This window comes from Pricia antarctica (genome assembly GCF_900101815.1).
Taxonomy (GTDB): domain Bacteria; phylum Bacteroidota; class Bacteroidia; order Flavobacteriales; family Flavobacteriaceae; genus Pricia; species Pricia antarctica.
In genome coordinates this window covers 338726-360844 of sequence record NZ_FNAO01000007.1, presented here as the reverse complement: position 1 = coordinate 360844, position 22119 = coordinate 338726, and the positions used below count along the sequence as shown (strand labels likewise).

Here is a 22119-nt window from a genome sequence, read left to right as displayed (position 1 = left end):
TTAAAGTTGGAGATTATTAAACAAGGTAGGGCCAATAACGGCATATCGGAATTACCGATCTTGAAGACGGTATCCCGAGAAAGAATTAAAAAATATATTGCAATTTCCACCACGGCCATGGGCAGATTGCCCCTCGGAGGGCCAGAAAAGTAAATCGAGGTATTGGTAGCGTAAAAGTTTCCCATCAATGGTCGGTTTGGTGTAACCATAAATAAGTTTGTTCATTTTAAGATTTGGGATCTTTTATGAAAGGGTAAACCTAAAAGACTAATGTTTAATGTCAGGGTACATTTTGTAGGATTTTCGTAACAAAAACCTATTTAAAGTAGAATTTGATCAAAAAAACAGTGTTATATCTATTTTTGGTTACAAGTCAAATATGGTCCTTTTTGCTTCGATGCCGTTAAAAGAAAATTTAAAATCGACTAAATTCTATATTAGATCGATAAAATGCACGATTGTTCTAAACTGGTCATTCTGTCAAAAAGAGATTAGTTTTCAATACGTTAGTCTACTGTAAGATACTCCTACAATTGACTTAAGCCTATCCTTTCAAGTGGAATGGATTTTATGGTATAAAAACAAGGGAGTCAAGTATTTGTCATCGAGTTCCGACACACGAAAATTTATGAGTCTAGCGATTTTTAAGGAACTGCCTCTATTTAAGATTCTGCCGTATATTGCCCGATACCAAAGGGTCTAAATCAGAATTTTTAAGGAGTTTCCTCATTTCAGTATACTCGGAAAAACCAAAACCCTATTTACGAGCTGGCCGAAATATGGAATCTGGGAATTTGAACTTGTCTTGAGTTGTATTTTCGAACCGAGGTTTTTGGATTTTGTGCCCTCAAAGGCTTATTTGAGCAGGACGTCATTAGCCACATTGCGCCACAAGGACAAAACAAGCATGTAAAATCTGAAAAAAGGAAGTAAAAAACAACTCTAGACGAATTGTTTAAATGACAAAGGTGTTGAATTCATTTAAAAACTAGTTTTAGCCGTTTTTTTTCCCACTACCCCCTTAAAAAAAGCCTTGTAAATTTTGAAATCGGTTTCCTTGTCAAGCGTAGTATAATAAGGTTCAGAAACCTTGATTTGCTTTTCACCAAAATCGAAGGCTACCATCACGATAGGTACCTCGGCAGTCTTGGCGATAAAGTAGAATCCCGTCTTCCATTGGTCCACTTTCTTACGAGTGCCCTCGGGAGACAAGGCCAAGCGGAATTTATCTTTTCTCTTAAAAATTTTTGCCGTAGCGGTAACTGTATCACTACTCTTGCTACGATCTATGGGAGTGCCGCCCGTCCATCGAAAAAACCATCCGAAAGGGGAATCGAAGAGGCTTTTTTTACCAATAAAGTTGATCTGCTCGTTCCAGACTTTCCGAATAAGAAGAGCGAGAAAAAAATCGACCCAGCTGGTGTGGGGAACGACTATGATTACGAATTTATCAAGATGGCCGGGAAAGGTGCCGACAACCTTCCAGCCCAGCAGTTTGAAGTAGATAAATCGGGCCAGTTTTTGCACTAGGAATGGTTAAGGATTATAAGCGGTTCTAAAATGGTTACTTGAACAGTCTTTACAAACGGGAGCCAACACAAGTACTGGAGACCTATATCTTCCGGTAAATAGCTTCCAATTTCTCGGACGTAATGACTTTACGCCAATCCTTACCCAGGGCATTTTCCCATAGGGGGACCATGCCCATGGCGACAGAAATCATGGTATCGAACTCGTTGTCATCAAGGTTGGCACAGATTCCTGTAGGCAATTCGATATGGTGCTTTTGGCGCATCTTGTCAAACAAGGCTACACCTTCGGGATAAAATTCCTCCAAATGTTGGAATACGAGGCAATTGCCGATACCGTGCCTTACCCCCAGCAGAAAACCAAGGCCATAGCTCATGGCATGCGCCACCCCCACTTGGGAATAGGCGATGCTCATACCGCCATGCCAAGAGGCCATCATCAACTTATCGCGGGATTCCGCCGGTTCAAGCTCTTCTAAAAATACTTCCTTACAGAGCTCTAAGGCTTTTTCCCCATAACTTTGGCTGAAGGCATTGAGATAGGTGCCCTTGAGGGATTCGATACAGTGAATAAAGCAATCCATACCCGTGTAGAACCATTGTGACTTGCAGACACCCTGGGTCAAATCCGGATCCAGTACTACTTGGTCGAACGTGGTGTAATCGGAATTGATACCCAATTTTTTATCGGGCCCCAACAGCACCGTAGTCCTTGATACTTCCGCCCCCGTACCGCTGATTGTGGGTATGCCTGCGTGATAGAGCGAAGGTTTATTCACCAAGTCCCAGCCCTGGTACTCGTCAGCCCTTCCGGTATTGGTCAACATGATAGCGACCGCTTTGGACAGATCTAGTAAAGTTCCGCCTCCAATACCCACGATACCGGAAGGAACGTCATCAAAATCATTTTGGATTTTTTTTACAAGCGCATCCACCTGTGCTGTCCGAGGCTCCCGATCAGCGGAGATAAAAATAAGCTGGTCGTTAAAAATTCGAGGGATTCTCTGAACTAATTCCGTCCCCTCAAAAACGTCATCCACCAAAAAAATAAAAGGAGCATCGGAATGTTGTCGTCTAGAAATCAGGATGTCTCCCAACTGATCGAAACATCCTCTACCGAATACCACTCGAGGTACCATCGGGAAGTTTCTAAACTGGTTTTTGACGCTATTGACAACTTGTGGTCTTGCGGCAATATCTCTTTTTAACTCCATATATTTACTTCAAATAGGCCAGTATATCCTGCAATCTACTAATTTTTAAATAATTGTAGCCATTTTCCTTCATGGATACTTCTTCATGCTTCCAAGTGGTATGAAAGGGAACGTGTACCGCCTGTGCCCCAATACCGAGCAAGGGAAGAACATCGGATTTCAGGGAATTGCCGATCATTAAAAACTCCTTAACATCAATCTGCAAATGGTTTAGCAAATGTATGTAGTTTTCTTCTTTCTTGTCGCTTAAAACCTCCACATGATGAAAATATTCGGATAGACCGGAACGCTCCAATTTCCGTTCTTGATCCAGTAAATCCCCTTTGGTCAAAACGATCAAACGATATTTGTGCTTCAACTTCCGTAAAACCTCTGGCACCCCCTGCAACAATTCCACCGGTTGTTCCAACATTTTTTTGCCCAGATTCAATATTTCGGAAATCGTTACCTGCGAAACCTGGTTGTTCGAAATTTCGAGGGCGGATTCTACCATGGACAACACAAATCCCTTTACACCATAACCATAGATTTCCAAATTTTTGATTTCTTTCCTAAACAGTTCCTGATCGATCTTGTTCTTGGTCTCATAATCTTCCAAAAGGGCCGCGAAGGCCTCTTCGGTATCCCTAAAATAGGTTTCATTGACCCATAGGGTATCATCGGCATCGAAACCGATAACCTGTATCGCGCTGAAATCTACTTCCATGCCTGTTGTGCCCTTTTAAGGTCCTCGGGGGTATCGATTTCTATACCTGAAACGTTCGTCTCTACCATTTTTATCTTTTTGCCATATTCGAGATACCGAATGGCCTCAATCTTTTCCGTGGCTTCCAACGAAAGCATCGGCAAACGTTGAAAATCCATCAACGCCCTTTTCCGGAAGGCGTAGATGCCCTTGTGTTTATAATAGATAGCCTCAATTTCTTGATTTCGGGGATAGGGAATCGGCGAACGTGAAAAGTAGAGGGCGAAATTACGGTTGTCGACGATAACCTTTACTGTATTTGGATTTTCGATTTCTTCCCTATCGGTAATCTTAACCATGAGGGAAGCTAAGTCGATTTCTTGATCTGGATCGCTGCGGAACACCTCTAAAACCCCGGTCAAGCTCTCACGGTCGGTAAAAGGTTCGTCGCCCTGTACATTGACGATGATGTCGACCTCCATATCCGCTACGGCCTCGGCGATACGGTCGCTGCCGCATTCATGTTCCTTATGGCTTATCAAGGCTTTTCCCCCGGCTTCGGTAATCGTATCGAAAATTACGGGACTGTCGGTGACCACATAGACCGAGTCGAAAAGCCCAGTTTTGACTGCAGCTTCGTAAGTACGCAAAATTACGGGTTTGCCAGAAAGGTCTTGCATCAACTTGGCCGGAAAGCGGGACGCCGCGTAGCGGGCGGGTATCATGGCGATTATTTTCACTGGGAAATTATTGATTAAATACTATTGATTGTCTGTGATTCAATTCTTCGACTACGCTTACAACAGGGGTTCACTCTTTACTCATCCTTGGTCTGATCTTCCTATATATGCTGAAAATTATAAAAAGGATAATAATGACGAATAGGGCAGCAACTATAGGCGCAAAAATAGAGGCTACGGTGACTACTACGGCCGTGCCGGTCTCCACGGTGGAAACCAGGGGGTTGGCCAAACCCCCTGTCGTGGCGGTCGAGGCTACCCTGCCCGCGGCGTTGGCACCCTTTATAGCGGTCGCCGTGCCGCCACCTGCGATGATAGCTAGCGACCACGTGACTACCGGATCGAGGTTGGCTACCGTCGATACCATGACCGCCGTACCTGCTATGGCCGCCAATGGCACTGCAAAACTATCTAAAAGATGGTCGATCCAAGGAATAAAATAGGCAAAAATTTCAACAATGGTAGCAACGCCCAGGGCAATGATCGCAGCAAGACTCCCAATCCATTGCCAGCTATCGTTCAAATCCCATAATCCGACATACGAGGCCAAGCTCAACGCGAACAGGGGAAGAAAGACGCGAAAGCCTACTGAGGCGGACAGGCCTATGCCCAAGAAAATGCTGATTATGGTTTCGGAAGTCATACACGAATTTACTTTATTCCCCGCCAACAAAAAAATCGCTCTTAAATCCGATCAGGTACAACTGTTTTTTGGCGCGGGTGACCGCGGTGTAGAGCCAGCGCAGGTATTCTTTGTCCACACCGTTGGGCAAATAGGGTTGCTCCACGAAAACGGTATCCCACTGGCCGCCTTGTGATTTATGGCAGGTTATGGCGTACGAGAATTTTACCTGCAGGGCATTGAAATACTTGTTGTTCTTTACGGATTGGAATTTTTTATATTTGGATTTCTCCTCGGCGTAGTCCATCATCACTTCTTGGTACAATCGGTTGCCGTCTTCGTAAGACAATGAGGCAGTAACGGCGGTTACGGTGTCCAATAGCAAGACGGTCTCCAAGGGTTTTTGGTTGGGATAATCGACCATTTTTACGAGGACTTCCGCAAAACGGAACCCGTATAGATTCTTGATGGCGAAGATTTCGAGTACCTCGATAATATCCCCATTGGCTATAAATCCGGCTTCGGATTTCGGTTCGAGCCAAAAATAATTGTTCTTGACGACCATCATATAATCGCCAACGGCGAGTTCGTTTTCCAGAAACAGAATCCGACTGCGGATGCTCTCGTTATACAGGTTCGCCCTTTTGTTCGAACGGACTATAAATGCGGTCTCCTCCTTCCCGTTTTCCGAGTAGGAAGAATCGATTGCTTCCTGTATTTCATAACCGTCTACCAACCTGACGATATCCTTGAACGGATCGACATCGAACTGGAAAGCATCGCAAAATCCGTTTTGCAATTGCTCTCTAAGTAGCGTCGCGTTGACCAATATTCCTGAATCTTCCGCTTGGCGCACCACCTCGTCCAATTCCAGTTTGATGACTTCCTTATTATAGTTCAGGCTTAATTTATCGGCATCCAAGGCAGGACTCAAATTCAAATGCACGGGAGGTAATTGCGCGGTATCCCCTATCAAGATCAGTTTACAGTTATGACCGGAGTACACATAGAATATAAGGTCATCCAGCAGTGAACCGTTCCCGAAAAGTTTTGAATCGCTCGGCGCATCGGGAATCATCGAGGCCTCATCCACAATAAAAATAGTATCGCGGTGCTTGTTGGGCGCCAACTCAAAATGTATGGCCCCGCCCCGCTGTTTTTTAGGAAAATATATTTTTCGGTGAATGGTAAACGCCTGTTTTTTAGCGTAGTTCGCCATGACTTTGGCGGCCCTTCCCGTTGGTGCCATCAAAACGGACTTTTGGGTCGTTTTCCAGAGACTGTTGACCAAGGTACCGACCAAAGTTGTTTTTCCGGTACCTGCAAATCCCTTTAACAAAAATACCTTATCGGTATCCTTGGAAAGTATATAGCCCGCAAAATTTTGTAGTGCGACCGATTGCTTTAGAGTAGGTTCATGGGGGAATTTTTCTAACAGTAGTTTAAAGAACGAAGCATCGGTAAGAGCAGCCATAGGTTCAAAGATAATCAGTATTTTTAGGAGAAAAACTTTTACGATTGAAAAAAAATTGTAGATTTGTGTTAGAGGCTATTGTAAATTATATGAGGATAAACGAATTCTGCGTCCCGATTTTACGGCGTAGGCTCTTAACCACTAAATTAAATAACACTAAGAAATGAAAACCGTAATTCAAATCGTACTTTGGATAGTTTGTATAGGCTTGGGCTATCTTATCTATCAATCCGTTACAGGACCCATCCGTTTTAACGAAGTCAAACAGGAACGTTATGCTCAGGTCATCGCAAAACTAAAGGATATCCGTTCGGCGCAAGAAGCGTACAAAACGGTCAACCGAAGATACGCCAAAGATTTCCCCAGTTTGATCAAGTTTATCGACACGGCAAACTATACCATTACCCAACAAAGGGATTCATCGTATATGGAATATGACAAGACCTATCAAATCGATATGTTGAAAGAAGTCAGGCTCATCGATACCCTGGGTACGGTTTCCGTCAAGGATTCTCTCTTTGGGGAAGACGGACGCTATAAAAACTTGGCCAAAGTGCCTGCCGCTGAAGGTGATGCAGAATTTCAAATGGAGGCCAACACACTTAATAAAAGTGGCTTTCAAGCTCAAGTGTTCGAGGCGAAGGTCGAAAAAAAGGTGGTGCTGTACGATCAGCCAAAAGCCCTTTTGGATAACGAAAACTCCCAAATCGGGGTGGACGAAGTGAACGGCAACTGGATAAAGGTCGGATCACTTTCCGAAGTCAGTACCAGCGGAAATTGGCCACCTATCTATGACGGAAGAGGAGATCAACAGTAATAGGTAGACATCCGTGGAAAATCATACTAAATTGTCCATTCAGGTTAGCTTGAATGGACTTTCTTTTTGTATTCTGGATACTCCGGCGAATACCGTTATCCAGACCGAAAACGTGGTTTTCGTGAAACAGCTTACTCCCTATGCCCTTCTTAAACGGGTAAAGCAGCTTTTTCAGCAACATAAAATAGATCAAGGCCAATTTTCGGAAGTTGTAGCGGTACACCGGAACAATCTGTTCGGGTTCGTACCCCAGCCATTTTTTGATCCCGATGAATTGGCCAATTATGTGAAGTTCAACACCAAGATACTGGTCAACGATCATATAGCCTACGATGAAATAGATGCTTTCGGTCTTGTCAATGTATATGTTCCATTTGTAAACATCAATAACTATATCTATGGACTTTTCGGGGCGTTTACCTTCAAACATCACGGCACCGTAATGGTTGAATCATTACTTAACCGGCACAAACTTCTAGGTAACCAAACGATTCAGTTACCGGAAGGGCAGCGTCGTCTGGGGGAACAATCCAAGGCCCATGGCAAAGAACCGATTTGCTACGTGTATGTTTTCGAAGGACAAATGGATGTCACCATCATCGCACAAAATAAATTACTGCTGTACAATAATTTCAGTTTCGTCACCAAAGAAGATTTTCTGTACTATCTACTCTTTACCTTAGAGCAGTTACAACTTGATACCGCATCCGTTACCGTTAAACTTTTCGGTGATATCGATGAAGATGACGACATCTATGAGCTATGCTACCAGTATATACGCAACGTGGCCATTTTCTCTCCTTACGCCGTTGATCATTCTTTGACCAGTCCACATGAAGAAAGCATTGATTTCACCGTATTAAACGCCCTGTAATGCGCATTATATCCGGTCGATACAAGAGTAAACGTATTTTGGCACCCAAAAACCTGCCGGTACGTCCTACAACGGACATGGCCAAAGAGGCCCTTTTCAACATCTTGAACAATCGCTATTATTTTGCGGATATTTCGATCATCGACCTCTTTGCGGGTACGGGCAACATCAGTTATGAATTTGCCTCAAGAGGTACGGAACATATCACGGCCGTGGATGCCGATTCGGGATGCATCCGTTTTATAGATCGTATTTCGAAGGAAATGGACTTGGGTATTACAACGTTTAAAAAGGATGTTTTCGACTATTTGGAAAAATCCACTGCCCAAGCGGATATTATTTTTGCCGACCCGTTCTACAATATGGCCGAAGAGGATTTCGAGAAAGTGGTGAGATTGGTATTCCAGCGGAATCTGCTATTGGAAAACGGCACTCTGATTATCGAACATACCAGCCGGATAGATCTGTCTCCACTCGATCACTTTAGCGAAAAACGAAAGTATGGGGGGAGTGCTTTTAGTTTTTTTAATAAGACCTAGGGGTTTTTGAATGGATAGGATAAAACCTGTGTGGAACCATAAAGGTGTTTTAGATTTTGGTGCTTGGAATTTGGTGCTTGGAATTTTATAAATAAGCAGGCCATAAGCCGGATTCTGTATACCCTGAAACAATTTCAGGGTCTCCCTATCATTTATCTAGGCTTTCAGTTACCCAAAAGCTCTTACCGCCTACCCTTCGGCTCGGACGTGCAGCCCTCAAACACCGATTTACATGACGTTTCACCGCATAGAGTTTACCTGGTTTCACTACAGCATAACCTGTACATTCTTTCTGTTGCACTGGTCCGTCCCGATGTAACACCGGGAGACGGGTGTTACCCGCTATGCCGCACTGTGGTGTCCGGACTTTCCTCTTCACCCCGAACTTGATTCGGGACCCATCTCAATCGGAAGGCGCTAAAACAAGTTCAGCATAAAGCGATAGAGTGGCCTGCTTTGGACAAAGGTAGCCGAATTGTTGATAAAAAAGGATTTAATCCCGTTGAAATACCCATGTAGAAGGCTTGCTATTTTTATATTTGCAACAAACAAGCCCAGTGGAACACTTCATCGTATCGGCACGGAAATACAGGCCCCAGACCTTTAAGGATGTTGTGGGCCAAGAAGCCATTACCAATACCCTGACCAATGCGATCGAAAACCATCATCTGGCCCAGGCGCTATTGTTCTGTGGGCCACGTGGGGTAGGCAAGACTACGTGTGCCCGAATCTTGGCCAAACAGATCAATCAGGACGGCACCGAGCAAAAGGATGAGGATTTTGCCTTCAATATTTTTGAGCTCGATGCGGCCTCGAACAACTCCGTCGACGATATCCGTAACCTGACCGACCAAGTCAGGATACCCCCACAAGTGGGTAAGTACAAGGTATACATCATAGACGAGGTGCACATGCTCTCCCAAGCCGCATTCAATGCCTTCTTAAAGACCTTGGAAGAGCCGCCGAAACATGCCATTTTTATCTTGGCCACTACCGAGAAGCATAAGATTATCCCGACGATTTTGTCTCGTTGCCAAATATTTGACTTTAAGAGGATTACCGTCAAGGATGCGGCAGAATACCTGAAATACATCGCCAAGGAACAAGGCGTAGATGCCGAGGACGATGCCCTACATATCATCGCCCAAAAGGCGGACGGTGCCATGCGTGATGCACTTTCTATATTTGACCGGGTCGTCAGTTTTTCAGGAAAACAGCTCACCCGAAAAGCGGTCACCGAAAACCTAAACGTACTCGATTACGACACCTATTTTTCCGCGACCGATCTTATTTTGCAGCATAACATTCCCGAACTATTATTACTTTTTAACAAGACCCTGTCCCTAGGATTCGACGGCCACCATTTTATAAGCGGACTCGCTTCGCATTTCCGCGACCTCATGGTTTGCCAACATCAGGCCACCATAGCCTTGCTTGAAGTGGGCGATACGGCCAAAGCACATTATTTAGAGCAGTCTAAAAAGACCGCCAATCCCTTTCTTTTGAAGGCTTTGGATCTGGCCAACGATTGTGACCTTAAATACAGGACCAGCAAAAACCAGCGGCTTTTAGTAGAGCTTACGCTGATGAAACTAGCCTCTATCGACTTCGATGGGCAAAAAAAAAATCCTGAATCCGTAGCATCTGACGATTCTGGGGTTAATGCTATTGTTCCGGCTTCCTATTTTAAGGATCGAAAAGGGGCGCATTCAGATTCGAAACCGGCAAGCGATATTCAAGCCTCAGGTTCCGAGGTAGAAACCGATCAAAAAAATGTAGCGATTCCGGTGGCCCACTCCCCCAATCCTATTGCAGCACCCCAGAAAAAAAACACGGATATCGCTAGCGGTAAATTGGTGAAGGATGCTGCGGAAGCATTGGAAAATGATTCGCGAATACGTGTCAATGAGGCTCGGACAAAAATTACGGGGGAACAGGAAAACGACGTCGAAATAAACGTCGATGGGCCAGAAAGACAGCGTGTGGATAAAAAAGAACACGACATCGAAGTTGCGGTCAATACGACAGAGACCCAAGTTGCGGAATCCCCCTTAAAAACAGAAATCAAAAAACCGGACTCGCAAAAAAAAATACAGCTAGATCTTGCTTCCAAGCGGGTTTCGGCACTGTCCATTTCAAGTCTAAAGGCCAAAAAAGAGCATCAACTCTCGAAAAAGGGAGAAGAAATCGATGAAAGTCAATTGCCCAATGAGGCATTCACCCAAGAACAGATGCAAAAGCATTGGGCGGAATTCGTAGAAAAAATTGATAGCGATGGCCAGAAAATATTAGCCTCGAGCCTGACCACCGATGTCCCCAAAATGTTCGACGAAACCACTATTTGGATCGAACTGCCCAACGATACCATGAAAAAAGAGGTAGAAAGGGAACAGTACGACCTGATGGTCTATCTCAAGCACCAGTTAAAAAATCACTTTATATCCCTTCGAATTACCGTAAACGAAGATACCGCCAAGAAATACGCCTTCACTCCCGAGGAAAAGTACGAAAAGTTACGGGAGAAAAATCCCGCTATTGATTTGCTGCGACAGACGTTTGATTTGGATTTGTGATATCTCGTGCTATATTACCTAAAATCGTCGCATGATCCAATTCGTCTTTTGCCTTAAGCGCCCCTTCAGTTTACTTTAAATCGAACTTAGAGCTGCAATTTTCTAATGTTTCCTAAAATTTTCAAAGCGTTTACTTTTGTATCGAATCCGCAGCGCGTATACTAAAAACACACTGGCTACAATGAGCAACCCACAAGCCTCTCGGCCACGTTCAACGTTTACGATATCACCTGCGCCGATTTCAAAACCTTCAAAGGTTTCAGGCCAAGATAGGAAGCCCCCGACCAGATAGGTAACGCATAACAGGGTGGCAATCATAAGGTTCAAGCGACCGAAAGTGAAGACTACCGATCCCAATGCTGCCAATCCGTAAATGACATACCAGAGCAAGGCGTCGGGGTCGTTGTACTGTAATACGACTGCCCATACAAACAAAACTGCGAAAATAACGGCGAAGATTTTGAAGAAAGTTTTCATAGTATTACTATACTCTGTATGGACTGTGTATTATTTGCTTGTTCTAATTGGTCCTCTGGATGATTTGTCCAATCTGACCTTTAAACTGCTCTATTTATACATTTGAATTCCTAAACTAGTTCTGTTGTGTTAAAATATAGAGATTGGCTCATTTGTAGTATGTATACAGCGCATTAATTTTTAAAATGCCGATATACAGATAATTGTAAAAATTGAAATTTTGAGGGTTGTCTAAAAACTCTCAAGCTATTTCAAATCGAAAAATGATAAAACCCTTTGAATACACTTACTCATTGTAGAAATCGCAGATGGAACGCTTTTTAACGTAACAGCAGTTTTCCTACACCAATAAACTAAGCGTTACTAAGAATAGCCTTTGTATAAACTTATTTCACAATATGCCCCTCCAAAATACCAAAAACATCGGTTGCTTCGATTTCATCCTTGAAATCGGCTGTGGTATCATTGGAGATAAAAATGGGATAATCGGCCTTGTCTTCCGGAACACGCCCGTGCGAACCTTTTATCAGGGTGGCATCCAAGGGGATAATGTCCAAAACGGTTCTAAAACCTAATTTCTTTTTTAGCAGTTTCCCCCCTACTTTGGCCATTACCATAGAATCTTTCGGGTCGGTCATCATCTCGACCGGATCGTAACCTGGTTTTTTATGGATATCGACCATTCGGGCATAATCGGGAGCCTTGGCATCATCAAACCAGAAATAATAGGTAAACCATGAATCCGCATCTGCAAGCAGCACTAGGTCGCCGCAGCGATCGTGGTTCAGGCCTGCTGCCCTAATCTCTTCCCCGGAAAGCACTTTTTCTACGCCCGAAACTGTTTCGAGCAAAGCTTTTACCTCCAATTTTGCAGATGGGTCGTTCAGATACACATGGGCAATCTGGTGGTCGGCCACCGCAAATGCACGACTGGCGCCGGCATCCAATAATTCCAATCCCCTTTCCACACGAATCGCCAAAAAGCCCTTTGAACGCAAAATCCGATTTAAATGAATGGGGTTTTTAACGTCGGTGATTCCGTATTCGGATAACAATATGATGTTCGTATCCCGCTTTTGGAAATGTTCGACCAGTTCCTGTACAACAGCATCGATATCCTTAAGATCTTTTTTTATTTTCTGAAAATCGATGCCATGGCGTTGCAGGTTGTAATCCAAATGGGGCAGATACACCAGTGATAGGGTCGGATTGTGGATTTGATCGGTGCGTATGGCGGCATCCGCTATCCATTTACTAGCTTTGATGGAGGTTTTAGGACCCCAAAAATTGAACAGCGGAAACTGTCCCAATTCCGTCTGTAGGGTATCCCGTAATTCCGCGGGATGGGAATAAATATCGGGTATCTTGCGCCCATCGGCCAAATAATTGGGCCGTGGGGTTACTGCAAAATCTGCGGTGGAATACATATTGTACCACCAAAAGAGATTGGCGCAGGTAAAGTGCGGATCCATCTTCTGCAATTTCTCCCAAATCTTTTCCGATTGTACCAATTTGTTGGATTGCCGCCAGAATTTTACCTCGCATTCATCCTTAAAATACCATCCATTGCCGACGATACCGTGTTCCGAAGGTAGTGTGCCGGTCAGATACGTGGACTGCGCGGAGCACGTAACGGCCGGTACCACGGGATGGATGTAGGCGGATTTCCCCTTTTTCAAAAAGGATTCGATAAAGGGGGTATGCTCTCCGATTAGTCGTTGGGTCAAACCCACTACATTTATCACTACTGTTTTTTTCATTTCTAAGACGTTCTAAAGGGTATCGGTAAACCATTCGATTTCCCGTATGATAGATTCCGAAATATCCCTTTTAAGCGCAGTCGGAAGCACATCCCAAGTATAGGTTTCGATTTCCAAATGTTGGGATACTACGTTGCTTTTCAAATATTCGATTACTTTTAAAATATGATCCTGAGTGGAATGGAGTACTCCGAATTGTTCCAAAAAGATGGGGACATGAAAATGCGCCCGCAATTCTTTGAATGGTTTTCTGTTCTTTAAGATAATTGGTAAATCGTTATAGGTCAAGACCTTTCCCTCTACTTTCTCGGTGACCTGATGCAGATAGGTTGGCTCGTCGAATTGTGACAAAGCCTCCCAAATGGTATCGTTGCCATCGGCATCGTTTCCACTGGAATCTGAAAGTATTTTCAAAGCGGCGCTTACCTGAATCTTTCCAACCTTGATGCCCGCCTCGGAAAACTTCGCAAAAGTCGCCTCAGGTTCTTCAAAGGCAAGCGAAAAATGGCAGATATCATAACATACGGTAATATATCTGTGGATGAGCGCTACGACCTCCGCATCATTCTTCCCTAAGGTATTTTTAAGGATGGGCTTGGCGATAGGCAATAGATACCCCGCAAAAAATTGGATTACTTCGTCACTGTTTTCCAGCATCCCGTCGGGTTCGGGTTCGATATCCAAATGCAGGTACTTTCCCGTTTTAGCTTCCAGATGGTACAAATAAAGAATAATTCCTGTTAGATTTTCAGCGCCCTTGGTGAAGGCTTTTTTCGTGGCATCATCCGATGAATGCCAATATTTGTAGCTTATAGGGGAGGTTGAAATTCCGCCTTCCATACCATTCGGTAAAAGGGCGGAAAGTTGATCGAAAAGGCGTTTCGAATAGGTCACCCGTTCATCCGTGGTCCAATCCGGCGCATGCACCCGATCTTTTACCCGCTCGTTGTGGAAATTTCCATAGGGAAAACCGTTCATCGTAAACACATAAACGTCGTTGTCGGACAGCCATTTTCGGAAATCCGACAGCTTTTCCCCCAACCCCAATTCTTCACTGGCTTTGTTGGATAGGCGCAGTCCCAATCCGAAAGGTTTATCCTTGGAAACCCGGGATTTTATTTTGGGAACATTTGTTTTTAGGCTGTCGAACGTGGTTATCCAATCCTGTCCGGGATGGATGTTCGTGCAATAAGTTAGATGAGAATTGTTAGAGATTCGCACACTAGAGAATTTTTGAATTACTTGTTTTATTGACGCTTTGTAACGCTTTTTTCATAAGAAAGTTATCGATTTTGTGAACGTCATGCTTTTTACCGATTCCGGAAATCAGGGTTATGGTCAGCTGTCCACCGAGATGCTCCCTAAATTCCTCGATTCCATTTAATAAACGGTTGATTTCAGCTTCGGATTCCACAGGAAAATGTAGATCAAAACCGATAGCCTCAAAAACACGGATAATTCGATCCAGCTCGCTTTCGGAAATCAATCCGATCATATGGGCATAGGTAACATCCAAGACGATACCCTTTGCCACTGCCTCACCATGGCGTAGGCTATAACCGGTCATGTGTTCTAGCTTATGGGCGGACCAATGTCCGAAATCCAAAGGTCGCGAGGAACCACTTTCAAAAGGGTCACCGCCTTGCGAGATATGTTGCATGTGTATTTCGGCACATTTGTAGATGGTGTACTGCATGGCCTCATGGTCTCTTTCCCTTAATTTTTCAGCATGTTTTTCCAGATACTCGAAAAATCCCACATCTTTGATAAGCGCCACTTTAAGCGCCTCGGCGATACCGGCAATCCAATCCCGTTGCTCAAGGGTGCTCAAGAATTCACTATCATTGATAATGGAGTAAGGAGGCGCGAAGGTCCCCAAAAAGTTCTTTTTCCCAAAGGCGTTGATACTGTTCTTGACCCCTACGGCGGAGTCGTTCTGCGAAAGTACCGTGGTGGGTATACGGATCAACTTTACGCCCCGATGCGCAATCGCCGCGGCATAACCCGCCATATCGATCACGGCGCCACCGCCAATAACCACCACAAAGGAATGCCTGCAGATGGCATTTTCGTTGATTGCCTTAAGGATTTCGCCAACGTTGCCATCGCTATTCTTGCTTTGCTCACCTCCCTTGACCACGATACTTTGGGTATGTGAAAGGATGTAGCTGTATTTTTCGCAATAGGAAACTATATTTTTAAGCAAATCGGTATGGGCATTCGCCACCCCATCGTCAATGACGAAAAGCAGCTTTACACGACTGTTTTGCTTGTATTCTTCGATAATGCTTTTAAACAAATCATTTCCCAAATCGAACAGCCCTTTCGTGGAGTGTAGTGTATAGCGATAGGATACTTGAAATTCTTGTTCTATAGGTTTGAACATCTCTTGTTTTTTTAAGTCACGGCAAATAGTTTCGACAAAGCCTTGGAAATTGGTAGCAGTGCCAAGATAAGCAATCCGTACCACCACGTCGAAAAGGAAACGGCTATCGACGCATCGAGCACGACCAACGACAGTACGCCAGCCATCACCGCTTTTTTAATATTTTGCGGAGAATTCTCCGAATGGGCCTTTATCAATGGCCGAAAAACCAATATCGAGAAGAGCACCAAAAACAATATTGGGAATACTATGCTTTCCGTATACAAAAAGGCCAAAATTAGCACGGCAGAGATAACGGTGGCATAGAGAACGCCCGCCAAAACGATATGGTTTTTATTGTCACCATGCACCTCGCCCCTACTGATCAAGGTGATAGCAAAAATGTAAACGATAGGAATTGCGGCCATCCACCAATATCCTAATGCACCCAAAATAGACATCCCCAGCATTAAATTGAACCCCCGGCAAATACCCATAGTCAAGGGACCGAAAAAATCATATTTCTTGGCTACGGCATCGTAAAGAACGATGCATGCGGCCAAAGCAATCGCCAACTGACCTGACCAGTTATTTACCAAAAACGCCAGCACGATTCCCATTAACAAAACTACAATACCGTAAATCGCCGCCCATTTTAAAGGAATGAGTCCACTCGGAATTGGACGTTCGGGCCGTTCGACGGCATCGATTCTATAATCGAAAACATCGTTCAAAATGACGCCTCCCGCATAAAGAAAAACAGAGGCAAACACAAGGGATAGGATGTCAATGCCAGGCACCGTCATGGAAACATATTTATCGGAGCTCGAAAAAATGCCAACCACCGCCACCCCCGTCAAAATATCGGCTGCGGCGGTGGGCAGGTTGGCCGGGCGTGCCAATCGGGCATAGCCAAGGAGTTTTTGCACCATTTACTTGATCTGATCAGTATCGACCCTAGGCTTTTGACCGCGAAGTACACTATTGTCATTGAACAATTGGGCTTGGTTGATGCCTGTAGGATTCAGCCAATCCGATTCTTTCATCTTCCCGTTGTTGCCGAAAATATCGAGGGCATTTTGATAGCAAGTCTTTATGACATCAGCTTTGGCAATACCTCTTTTCAACATCAAAGAAGCTGTTTTTGGAACGGCCAAAGGGTCACTTACGCCCCAATCTGCCGAGCTATCGACGATGATATTGGTACTACCGTATTTTTCTACTACGGCCACCATACGTTCGTTTCCCATCTTGGTTTTAGGATAAATGGTAAAGGCAGCAATAAATCCTCTATCCAGTACATCTTTTACCGTTTCTTCGTTATTATGGTCGATGACCACCTTTGAAGGATCCAGTCCGTGTTCAAGACAGACTTCCATACTTTTTAACGTGCCTGCCCTTTTATCGCGATGGGGCGTGTGTACTTGCACCACCATGTCAAGTTCCTTCGCCATATCGAGTTGCATCCGAAAATATTTATCCTCCGCCGGGGTTTGGTCATCATAACCTATTTCCCCCACGGCGACCACATTTTCTTTGTGCAAGTATAGCGGCAACAACTCGATTACCTGTTCCGCCAAGGCTTCATTATTGGCCTCTTTGGAATTCAGTCCAATAGTGCAATAGTGATGAATGCCAAACTGACTCGCTCGAAAAGGTTCCCAACCGACCAAGCTACTATAGTAATCTTGAAAAGATCCGACCTGGGTACGCGGTTGGCCCAACCAAAAAGAAGGTTCTATCAGCGCTACAATACCTGCAGCCGCCATGGCCTCGTAATCATCGGTAGTCCGTGAGGTCATATGTACATGAGGGTCTATAAACATCATTTTATCTTCCATAGTAGTATTTTACAATTCGAATTTTATCTAAAGTATTTATTTAAAAATAAATGGATAACTTATTACTAGTCAATCAATACCCATAACTATATACTGACGTCAAATAGCCAGCCAGGTCTAATTTGTATGGTTATTGGTTTTTAGCCTTGCCATTATTACTGTTTTATATTCGCCCAATTGAATTTTCCTTGGGCCACTGCTTCCCGTAAATTGGGGTATTCATCGAGTAAGGCCTTTGCGTTGGATGCGTCCGATTTAAAACAGCACAATGCTCCTGCCCGATTTTCGACAGGATTATCACTTTGCAGCAAGCGCTTCATGTCTTTCAGGAGGCCCTCATCCAAAAAACCGCCGACCGGTCTCCAAAAATAAGGATCCACATCACGGGATGCCGCCCACCGCTCATGTGCGTAATCGGAAATGATACGGGTCAATTCCGCATTTGCCCGTTTATCGATGTCCAAAATACGGGAGAGGTCCTGTTGCATAAAAGCGGCTTTCAAATACATCTGATTCCATTCCTGGTCATTAAAATATGCCGAAGGATAGGGATTATTGGCACTTATCGCATTGAAGACCGTTGCAATGTTCGTTCGCAAGGCTTCTACGGCCGCCTGCTTGTAGTTCTCAGGATTGGGCAACAAAATCAAGAATTTGAGAAAAGTTTCCATTTCTGCCTTGTCCGCTACTTGAATCAGATTAGCTACTTTGGACTGAAAATATCCACCGTTTTCTTCTAGCACTTTCGAAAGTAGATATATTCGAACCAATTGTAAGGTGCTCGTATTTTGAATACTTAAATATTTACTTAATTTAAGATTTTCTAAATTTTTTACAACCAGTAACTTATCTGAATTAATTTTATGAGCTAAAAGGCTATAAGCCAAGTATAGATCTTTGGCCGATTCGTTGGAGATAATGGTATTCAATTTCTCTTCGATCCAATCAGTTATAGAATGATCCAAAGTTTCGTACACTATCGATCTCAATTCCTTAGTCTCGGTAAATCTCATAGGTGTTTTTTTTACCATTCATTTCTGTGGCAGAGGCCTACAAATGAAAATTATGACGGTCTTTTTATGGTATCTTTTAACAAATTTAATTATTATAAAGGGAAACGGGTTATTTTGGCTTTACAAATTCTTGTTAAGGGTCTGTCCTAAAATAAAGTGCTTGTTTTATAGACCGGTATTTGGGTTACCGACATGGCACGACACAACGAAAATCGTGGGCGAGTTGGGTCGAAGGCAATGCATCGCAGTAGCTACGCTGAACATTCTCAACCCAGTTGGTGAGGTAAGAAACCGGTAGAAGCTGTGCCGTTTATTTCCGGACAAACCCTAAATATCGGGGCTCAAATACAAGTTCAAAATCAAATGTCAAATTCAATCCTTATTTTTACAAAAACAAAAATTAAATGCTAGGCCTAAAACTCCCGACCGATCCGCGATGGGTGAATATCGTAGAAAAGAATATTGATGAAATCTTAACGGATCATGCCTATTGTGAGCAGAAAGCGGCGAGTACGGCAATCTCTTTGATCGTGGGTTTTCCGGAGTACACGGAGTTGGTGAGCGAAATGACGGCACTGGCCCGTGAGGAAATGGGGCATTTTAAAATGGTGCACGACCGAATCATCGCACGGGGTCAAACTTTAGGAAGGGATAGAAAGGATTTGTATGTTGTTGAACTGCTGAAATTCTTTCCGAAAGGGGGTAGCCGATCTACACAATTGGTGCATCGGCTTTTGTACGCTGCCCTAATAGAAGCACGTAGCTGTGAACGCTTTCGGTTGCTTTCCGAAGAATTAAAAGACAAAGAACTGGCCGACTTCTACCATAAACTGATGATCAGCGAGGCCGGTCATTACACCATGTTCCTGAAATTTGCCAGACAGTATGGTGACCGGCAAGAAGTGGATCGGAAATGGGAAGCTCTTCTTGAAAATGAAGCCTCGATTATGAAAGATCTTGGCACGAAAGAAACCATTCACGGATAAAAATTAAGGTATACCCTTTTTGAGGCTGCCCCTAACTATCAAGCTTATCTAAATAATAATCATACATAGCGAATTGGGATCGTAGTTTCGGTTTGTCGTTTTTTCGATAGGCGTTGTTTCGAGACTTGTTGAGCACGCGGGCCTTGACATTATCGCTCCAGGAAATTTCGAAGGTGTCTAGAAGTTCTTGCTTGACATCCTCATCATAAATGGGACAGCCCACTTCGACCCTATTGACTAGATTACGTGTCATAAAATCGGCAGAGGAAATAAAAACCTTTGTATCACCACCGTTGCAAAAAATAAACACCCGTGGATGTTCCAAAAATTTATCCACGACGCTTAAGGCCTCTATATTTTGGCTCATGCCCTTCACACCGGGCACTAAACAACAGATTCCCCTGATCATCAACTGAATCTTGACTCCGGCATTACTGGCGTCATAGAGCTTATCTATCATTTTATACGAGGTAAGACTATTCATCTTAATCTTTATATAAGCCTCCTTGCCCGCTTTGGCGTTTTCGATTTCGGTAGCTATCAGTTTTTTGAAGAATTTTTGGGTGTAGTGCGGAGAGACCACCAAATGTTTATACTTGTTGATTTTGTAGGTGGTCTCGAAGAAATCGAATACTTTGTTGAGTTCTTTTAAAATCGGTTCATGGGCGGTAAATAGGGTATAATCGGTATATATTCGTGCAGTTGATTCGTTAAAATTACCCGTACTGATAAATCCGTAGCGCTTAATTTCATCGTTTTCCTCGCGTTCTATAAGGCATATTTTGCTATGTACTTTCAAGCCCGGGACGCCAAATATCAACTTTACCCCTTCTGCCTGTAGCTCTTCTGCATACCGGATATTGGCCTGTTCGTCAAACCTTGCACGCAACTCAATCTGCAAGGTGACCTGTTTTCCGTTCTTTACGGCATTGGAAAGGCAAGCCGCGACTTGTGAATCATTCGCCAAACGATAAACGGTTATCTTGATGGCTTTTACTTTAGGGTCAAGTGCAGCTTCCCTTAAAAATTTAATGACATACGAAAAGGTATGGTATGGCGTATATTGCAGGTAATCCTTTTCGGCGATTTTTTCGAGGAGGCTTCCTTCCAAGCTAAGACCCTTTACACCTAACGGCGTAATTTTATCGTACATCAAATCGGTTCTGCCCAGACTGGGGAAGCCCATGTAGTCTCTTTTATTATGGTACCTTCCCCCCGGGATGATGCTATCGGTATCCTCGACCTTCATCTTTCCCTTGAGAAATTCCAAAGTATCCTTTTCGATGGCCTTGTCATAGACAAAACGTACCGGATCACTTATTTTCCGATGTTCGACGCTCGAATGGATTTTTTCGATAAAACTTTTGCTCAGGTCATTGTCGATATCCAGTTCCGCATCACGGGTAATCTTGATCATGTGGGCGGAAATGGACTTGTAGTCGAACATAGGGAAGACACTATCCAAGCAATAACGGATAACATCATCCAAAATAATAATAAAACTTTTATCGCCTTCCTTGGGTAATTCGACAAAACGGTCTATACCCTTAGGGATTTCGATGAGCGCATACCGTTTCTCCCGTTTTTCATAGGTCTGTCGGGTGCGGTCATCGCTCTTCAAGACCATTTTAATGGCTAGGTAGGCGGCCGTATCCTTTAACATAGGGAATTCCGCCAAGTCGTTCAAGATGATGGTCATGAGCTGGGGGCTCACTTTTTGTATAAAATAATCCTTGACGAATTCCCCTTGTCGTTCGGAGAGTTCGGTTTCGTTCAACAGAAATATATTCTGTTCTTCCAGCTCTTTTTCGACCTTTTTAAGTACCTCGACACTTTTGCTCTGTTGTTGTATCGCAATTTTAGTGATTTCTTCCAGCAGATCTTTGGCCTTTTCCCCGCCTAGCACGCTTTTTCCTGTTTTACCGGCATCGACGATACGCTTTACCGTGGCATAGCGTACCTTGAAAAACTCATCGAGGTTGTTGGAGAATATTCCCAAAAAACGAAGTCGTTCTATCAACGGAACGTTTTTATCAGTGCATTCCTGAAGTACTCTCGCATTGAATTGCAGCCAACTGATCTCTCGGTTGACGTATAAATTTTTTGATTTGATCATTTACTTTAAGTCTTTTGGGAAAATGGTTCGAGTTGTTATTCCCTTTGTCACCGACGCCCAATTTTTCACTTCGAAATCGAGCTGTACCAGGCCCGTAGTGGATACGCTGTCAATATAGGAATTTCCCAAGGAATTGGCAACGTTCGTAAAGGCATCGTTGTGGCCAAAAATTAGGACAGTATCGAAACGGTCGTCCAGCTTTTTCACAAATTTCAGCACACTTTCCCCGGAAAAATCATATAAGTCATTGGTGACCTGGAACTTTACGAAAGGGAAGTTCAGTTGCCGCAAAAAAATCATGCAGGTGTGTAAGGCCCTGTTTGCGGGACTGGAAAAAACCGCATCTATCGCAATATCTTGCGATGCAAACTTTTTGGAAACCAAATGCCCGTCATTGATTCCCCTTTCTTGAAGCGGTCGGTCTTTATCGTCTACGGAATAGTCCCATGATGATTTGCCGTGGCGTACTAGAATCAGTGTTTTCATTGGGAAAA

Annotated in this window: 21 protein-coding genes and 1 other RNA gene; 5 read left to right on the top strand and 17 right to left on the bottom strand. The window is 43.8% G+C overall.

Translation table 11 applies throughout. The features are described 5' to 3' along the window. Positions 1 to 51: 51 nt before the first annotated feature. The 7 genes from BLT07_RS21055 to BLT07_RS15270 all read right to left on the bottom strand — a co-directional run bounded on the left by BLT07_RS21055 (position 52) and on the right by BLT07_RS15270 (position 6264). Complete coding sequence (locus tag BLT07_RS21055; RefSeq protein WP_175455346.1) at positions 52 to 225, bottom strand: hypothetical protein; 174 nt, start codon at positions 223 to 225, stop codon at positions 52 to 54. A 756-nt stretch (positions 226 to 981) separates the two neighbouring features. Then, entirely contained in the window at positions 982 to 1527 is a 546-nt protein-coding gene (locus BLT07_RS15295) for a 1-acyl-sn-glycerol-3-phosphate acyltransferase (RefSeq protein WP_091870875.1), read from the bottom strand. 85 nt (positions 1528 to 1612) lie between these two features. Beyond that, positions 1613 to 2743: an iron-containing alcohol dehydrogenase family protein gene (locus BLT07_RS15290; protein WP_245726571.1), complete on the bottom strand. Its 1131-nt coding sequence runs from the start codon at positions 2741 to 2743 to the stop codon at positions 1613 to 1615. A 4-nt stretch (positions 2744 to 2747) separates the two neighbouring features. After that, entirely contained in the window at positions 2748 to 3449 is a 702-nt protein-coding gene (locus tag BLT07_RS15285; protein WP_091870869.1) for an HAD family hydrolase, read from the bottom strand. Then, a complete protein-coding gene (kdsB, locus tag BLT07_RS15280) occupies positions 3440 to 4153 on the bottom strand; it encodes a 3-deoxy-manno-octulosonate cytidylyltransferase (RefSeq protein WP_175455352.1) in 714 nt (237 codons plus the stop codon). Before kdsB ends, BLT07_RS15285 begins: the two co-directional genes overlap by 10 nt. A gap of 85 nt (positions 4154 to 4238) precedes the next feature. After that, a complete protein-coding gene (locus BLT07_RS15275; RefSeq protein WP_091870862.1) occupies positions 4239 to 4811 on the bottom strand; it encodes a DUF4126 domain-containing protein in 573 nt (190 codons plus the stop codon). Between the two features lie 13 nt (positions 4812 to 4824). Then, complete coding sequence (locus BLT07_RS15270; RefSeq protein ID WP_091870859.1) at positions 4825 to 6264, bottom strand: ATP-dependent DNA helicase; 1440 nt, start codon at positions 6262 to 6264, stop codon at positions 4825 to 4827. A 163-nt stretch (positions 6265 to 6427) separates the two neighbouring features. Between BLT07_RS15270 and BLT07_RS15265 the strand changes: the two genes are divergently transcribed. Genes BLT07_RS15265 through BLT07_RS15255 form a run of 3 tightly spaced genes read left to right on the top strand, consistent with a single transcriptional unit; the run spans position 6428 to position 8494 of the window. Beyond that, positions 6428 to 7081 carry a hypothetical protein gene (locus BLT07_RS15265; RefSeq protein WP_091870854.1) on the top strand — a complete coding sequence of 218 codons (654 nt, stop codon included), beginning with the start codon at positions 6428 to 6430 and terminating at the stop codon, positions 7079 to 7081. A gap of 13 nt (positions 7082 to 7094) precedes the next feature. Then, positions 7095 to 7955, top strand: coding sequence for a DUF3822 family protein (locus tag BLT07_RS15260; RefSeq protein ID WP_245726570.1), 861 nt, complete (start codon positions 7095 to 7097; stop codon positions 7953 to 7955). Continuing rightward, positions 7955 to 8494, top strand: a complete 540-nt coding sequence (locus BLT07_RS15255; protein ID WP_091870850.1) for an RsmD family RNA methyltransferase — start codon at positions 7955 to 7957, stop codon at positions 8492 to 8494. Before BLT07_RS15260 ends, BLT07_RS15255 begins: the two co-directional genes overlap by 1 nt. Positions 8495 to 8582: 88 nt before the next feature. Here the strand turns inward: BLT07_RS15255 and rnpB are convergent. Next, positions 8583 to 8952, bottom strand: an RNA gene (rnpB, locus tag BLT07_RS15250) — RNase P RNA component class A. Between the two features lie 99 nt (positions 8953 to 9051). Here rnpB and dnaX point away from each other — a divergent pair. Continuing rightward, entirely contained in the window at positions 9052 to 11067 is a 2016-nt protein-coding gene (gene dnaX, locus BLT07_RS15245; RefSeq protein ID WP_091871081.1) for a DNA polymerase III subunit gamma/tau, read from the top strand. Positions 11068 to 11169: 102 nt separating this feature from the next. Here dnaX and BLT07_RS15240 read toward each other — a convergent pair whose 3' ends face one another. The 7 genes from BLT07_RS15240 to BLT07_RS15210 all read right to left on the bottom strand — a co-directional run bounded on the left by BLT07_RS15240 (position 11170) and on the right by BLT07_RS15210 (position 18523). Beyond that, positions 11170 to 11544, bottom strand: coding sequence for a transmembrane 220 family protein (locus BLT07_RS15240; protein WP_091870846.1), 375 nt, complete (start codon positions 11542 to 11544; stop codon positions 11170 to 11172). 386 nt (positions 11545 to 11930) lie between these two features. Further along, positions 11931 to 13304, bottom strand: a complete 1374-nt coding sequence (locus BLT07_RS15235; RefSeq protein ID WP_091870843.1) for an alkaline phosphatase family protein — start codon at positions 13302 to 13304, stop codon at positions 11931 to 11933. 12 nt (positions 13305 to 13316) lie between these two features. Further along, on the bottom strand, positions 13317 to 14525 hold the full coding sequence (eboE, locus tag BLT07_RS15230) for a metabolite traffic protein EboE (RefSeq protein WP_091870839.1): 1209 nt from the start codon (positions 14523 to 14525) through the stop codon (positions 13317 to 13319). Position 14526: 1 nt separating this feature from the next. Then, on the bottom strand, positions 14527 to 15690 hold the full coding sequence (locus tag BLT07_RS15225) for a 3-dehydroquinate synthase (RefSeq protein ID WP_217633326.1): 1164 nt from the start codon (positions 15688 to 15690) through the stop codon (positions 14527 to 14529). Positions 15691 to 15701: 11 nt separating this feature from the next. Continuing rightward, a complete protein-coding gene (gene eboC, locus BLT07_RS15220; RefSeq protein ID WP_091870836.1) occupies positions 15702 to 16601 on the bottom strand; it encodes a UbiA-like protein EboC in 900 nt (299 codons plus the stop codon). Beyond that, on the bottom strand, positions 16602 to 17510 hold the full coding sequence (locus BLT07_RS15215) for a TatD family hydrolase (RefSeq protein ID WP_091870832.1): 909 nt from the start codon (positions 17508 to 17510) through the stop codon (positions 16602 to 16604). A 155-nt stretch (positions 17511 to 17665) separates the two neighbouring features. Continuing rightward, complete coding sequence (locus BLT07_RS15210) at positions 17666 to 18523, bottom strand: EboA domain-containing protein (RefSeq protein WP_139205155.1); 858 nt, start codon at positions 18521 to 18523, stop codon at positions 17666 to 17668. A 404-nt stretch (positions 18524 to 18927) separates the two neighbouring features. Here BLT07_RS15210 and miaE point away from each other — a divergent pair, with 404 nt between their 5' ends. Continuing rightward, positions 18928 to 19509, top strand: a complete 582-nt coding sequence (gene miaE / locus BLT07_RS15205; RefSeq protein ID WP_091870823.1) for a MiaE family protein — start codon at positions 18928 to 18930, stop codon at positions 19507 to 19509. Between the two features lie 31 nt (positions 19510 to 19540). Here miaE and ppk1 read toward each other — a convergent pair whose 3' ends face one another. Beyond that, a complete protein-coding gene (ppk1, locus tag BLT07_RS15200; protein ID WP_091870818.1) occupies positions 19541 to 21625 on the bottom strand; it encodes a polyphosphate kinase 1 in 2085 nt (694 codons plus the stop codon). Continuing rightward, on the bottom strand, positions 21626 to 22111 hold the full coding sequence (locus tag BLT07_RS15195; RefSeq protein ID WP_091870814.1) for a SixA phosphatase family protein: 486 nt from the start codon (positions 22109 to 22111) through the stop codon (positions 21626 to 21628). Positions 22112 to 22119 lie beyond the last annotated feature (8 nt).

Coding starts and splice junctions, on each gene's coding strand:
- BLT07_RS15290 (WP_245726571.1), bottom strand. CDS start 2,743: ATGGAGTTAAAAAGAGATATTGCCGCAAGACCACAAGTTGTCAATAGC.
- eboC (WP_091870836.1), bottom strand. CDS start 16,601: ATGGTGCAAAAACTCCTTGGCTATGCCCGATTGGCACGCCCGGCCAAC.
- BLT07_RS15265 (WP_091870854.1), top strand. CDS start 6,428: ATGAAAACCGTAATTCAAATCGTACTTTGGATAGTTTGTATAGGCTTG.
- BLT07_RS15275 (WP_091870862.1), bottom strand. CDS start 4,811: ATGACTTCCGAAACCATAATCAGCATTTTCTTGGGCATAGGCCTGTCC.
- BLT07_RS15270 (WP_091870859.1), bottom strand. CDS start 6,264: ATGGCTGCTCTTACCGATGCTTCGTTCTTTAAACTACTGTTAGAAAAA.
- BLT07_RS15210 (WP_139205155.1), bottom strand. CDS start 18,523: ATGAGATTTACCGAGACTAAGGAATTGAGATCGATAGTGTACGAAACT.
- BLT07_RS21055 (WP_175455346.1), bottom strand. CDS start 225: ATGAACAAACTTATTTATGGTTACACCAAACCGACCATTGATGGGAAA.
- BLT07_RS15225 (WP_217633326.1), bottom strand. CDS start 15,690: ATGTTCAAACCTATAGAACAAGAATTTCAAGTATCCTATCGCTATACA.
- BLT07_RS15240 (WP_091870846.1), bottom strand. CDS start 11,544: ATGAAAACTTTCTTCAAAATCTTCGCCGTTATTTTCGCAGTTTTGTTT.
- BLT07_RS15235 (WP_091870843.1), bottom strand. CDS start 13,304: ATGAAAAAAACAGTAGTGATAAATGTAGTGGGTTTGACCCAACGACTA.
- BLT07_RS15215 (WP_091870832.1), bottom strand. CDS start 17,510: ATGGAAGATAAAATGATGTTTATAGACCCTCATGTACATATGACCTCA.
- ppk1 (WP_091870818.1), bottom strand. CDS start 21,625: ATGATCAAATCAAAAAATTTATACGTCAACCGAGAGATCAGTTGGCTG.
- BLT07_RS15195 (WP_091870814.1), bottom strand. CDS start 22,111: ATGAAAACACTGATTCTAGTACGCCACGGCAAATCATCATGGGACTAT.
- BLT07_RS15255 (WP_091870850.1), top strand. CDS start 7,955: ATGCGCATTATATCCGGTCGATACAAGAGTAAACGTATTTTGGCACCC.
- miaE (WP_091870823.1), top strand. CDS start 18,928: ATGCTAGGCCTAAAACTCCCGACCGATCCGCGATGGGTGAATATCGTA.
- kdsB (WP_175455352.1), bottom strand. CDS start 4,153: ATGATACCCGCCCGCTACGCGGCGTCCCGCTTTCCGGCCAAGTTGATG.
- BLT07_RS15285 (WP_091870869.1), bottom strand. CDS start 3,449: ATGGAAGTAGATTTCAGCGCGATACAGGTTATCGGTTTCGATGCCGAT.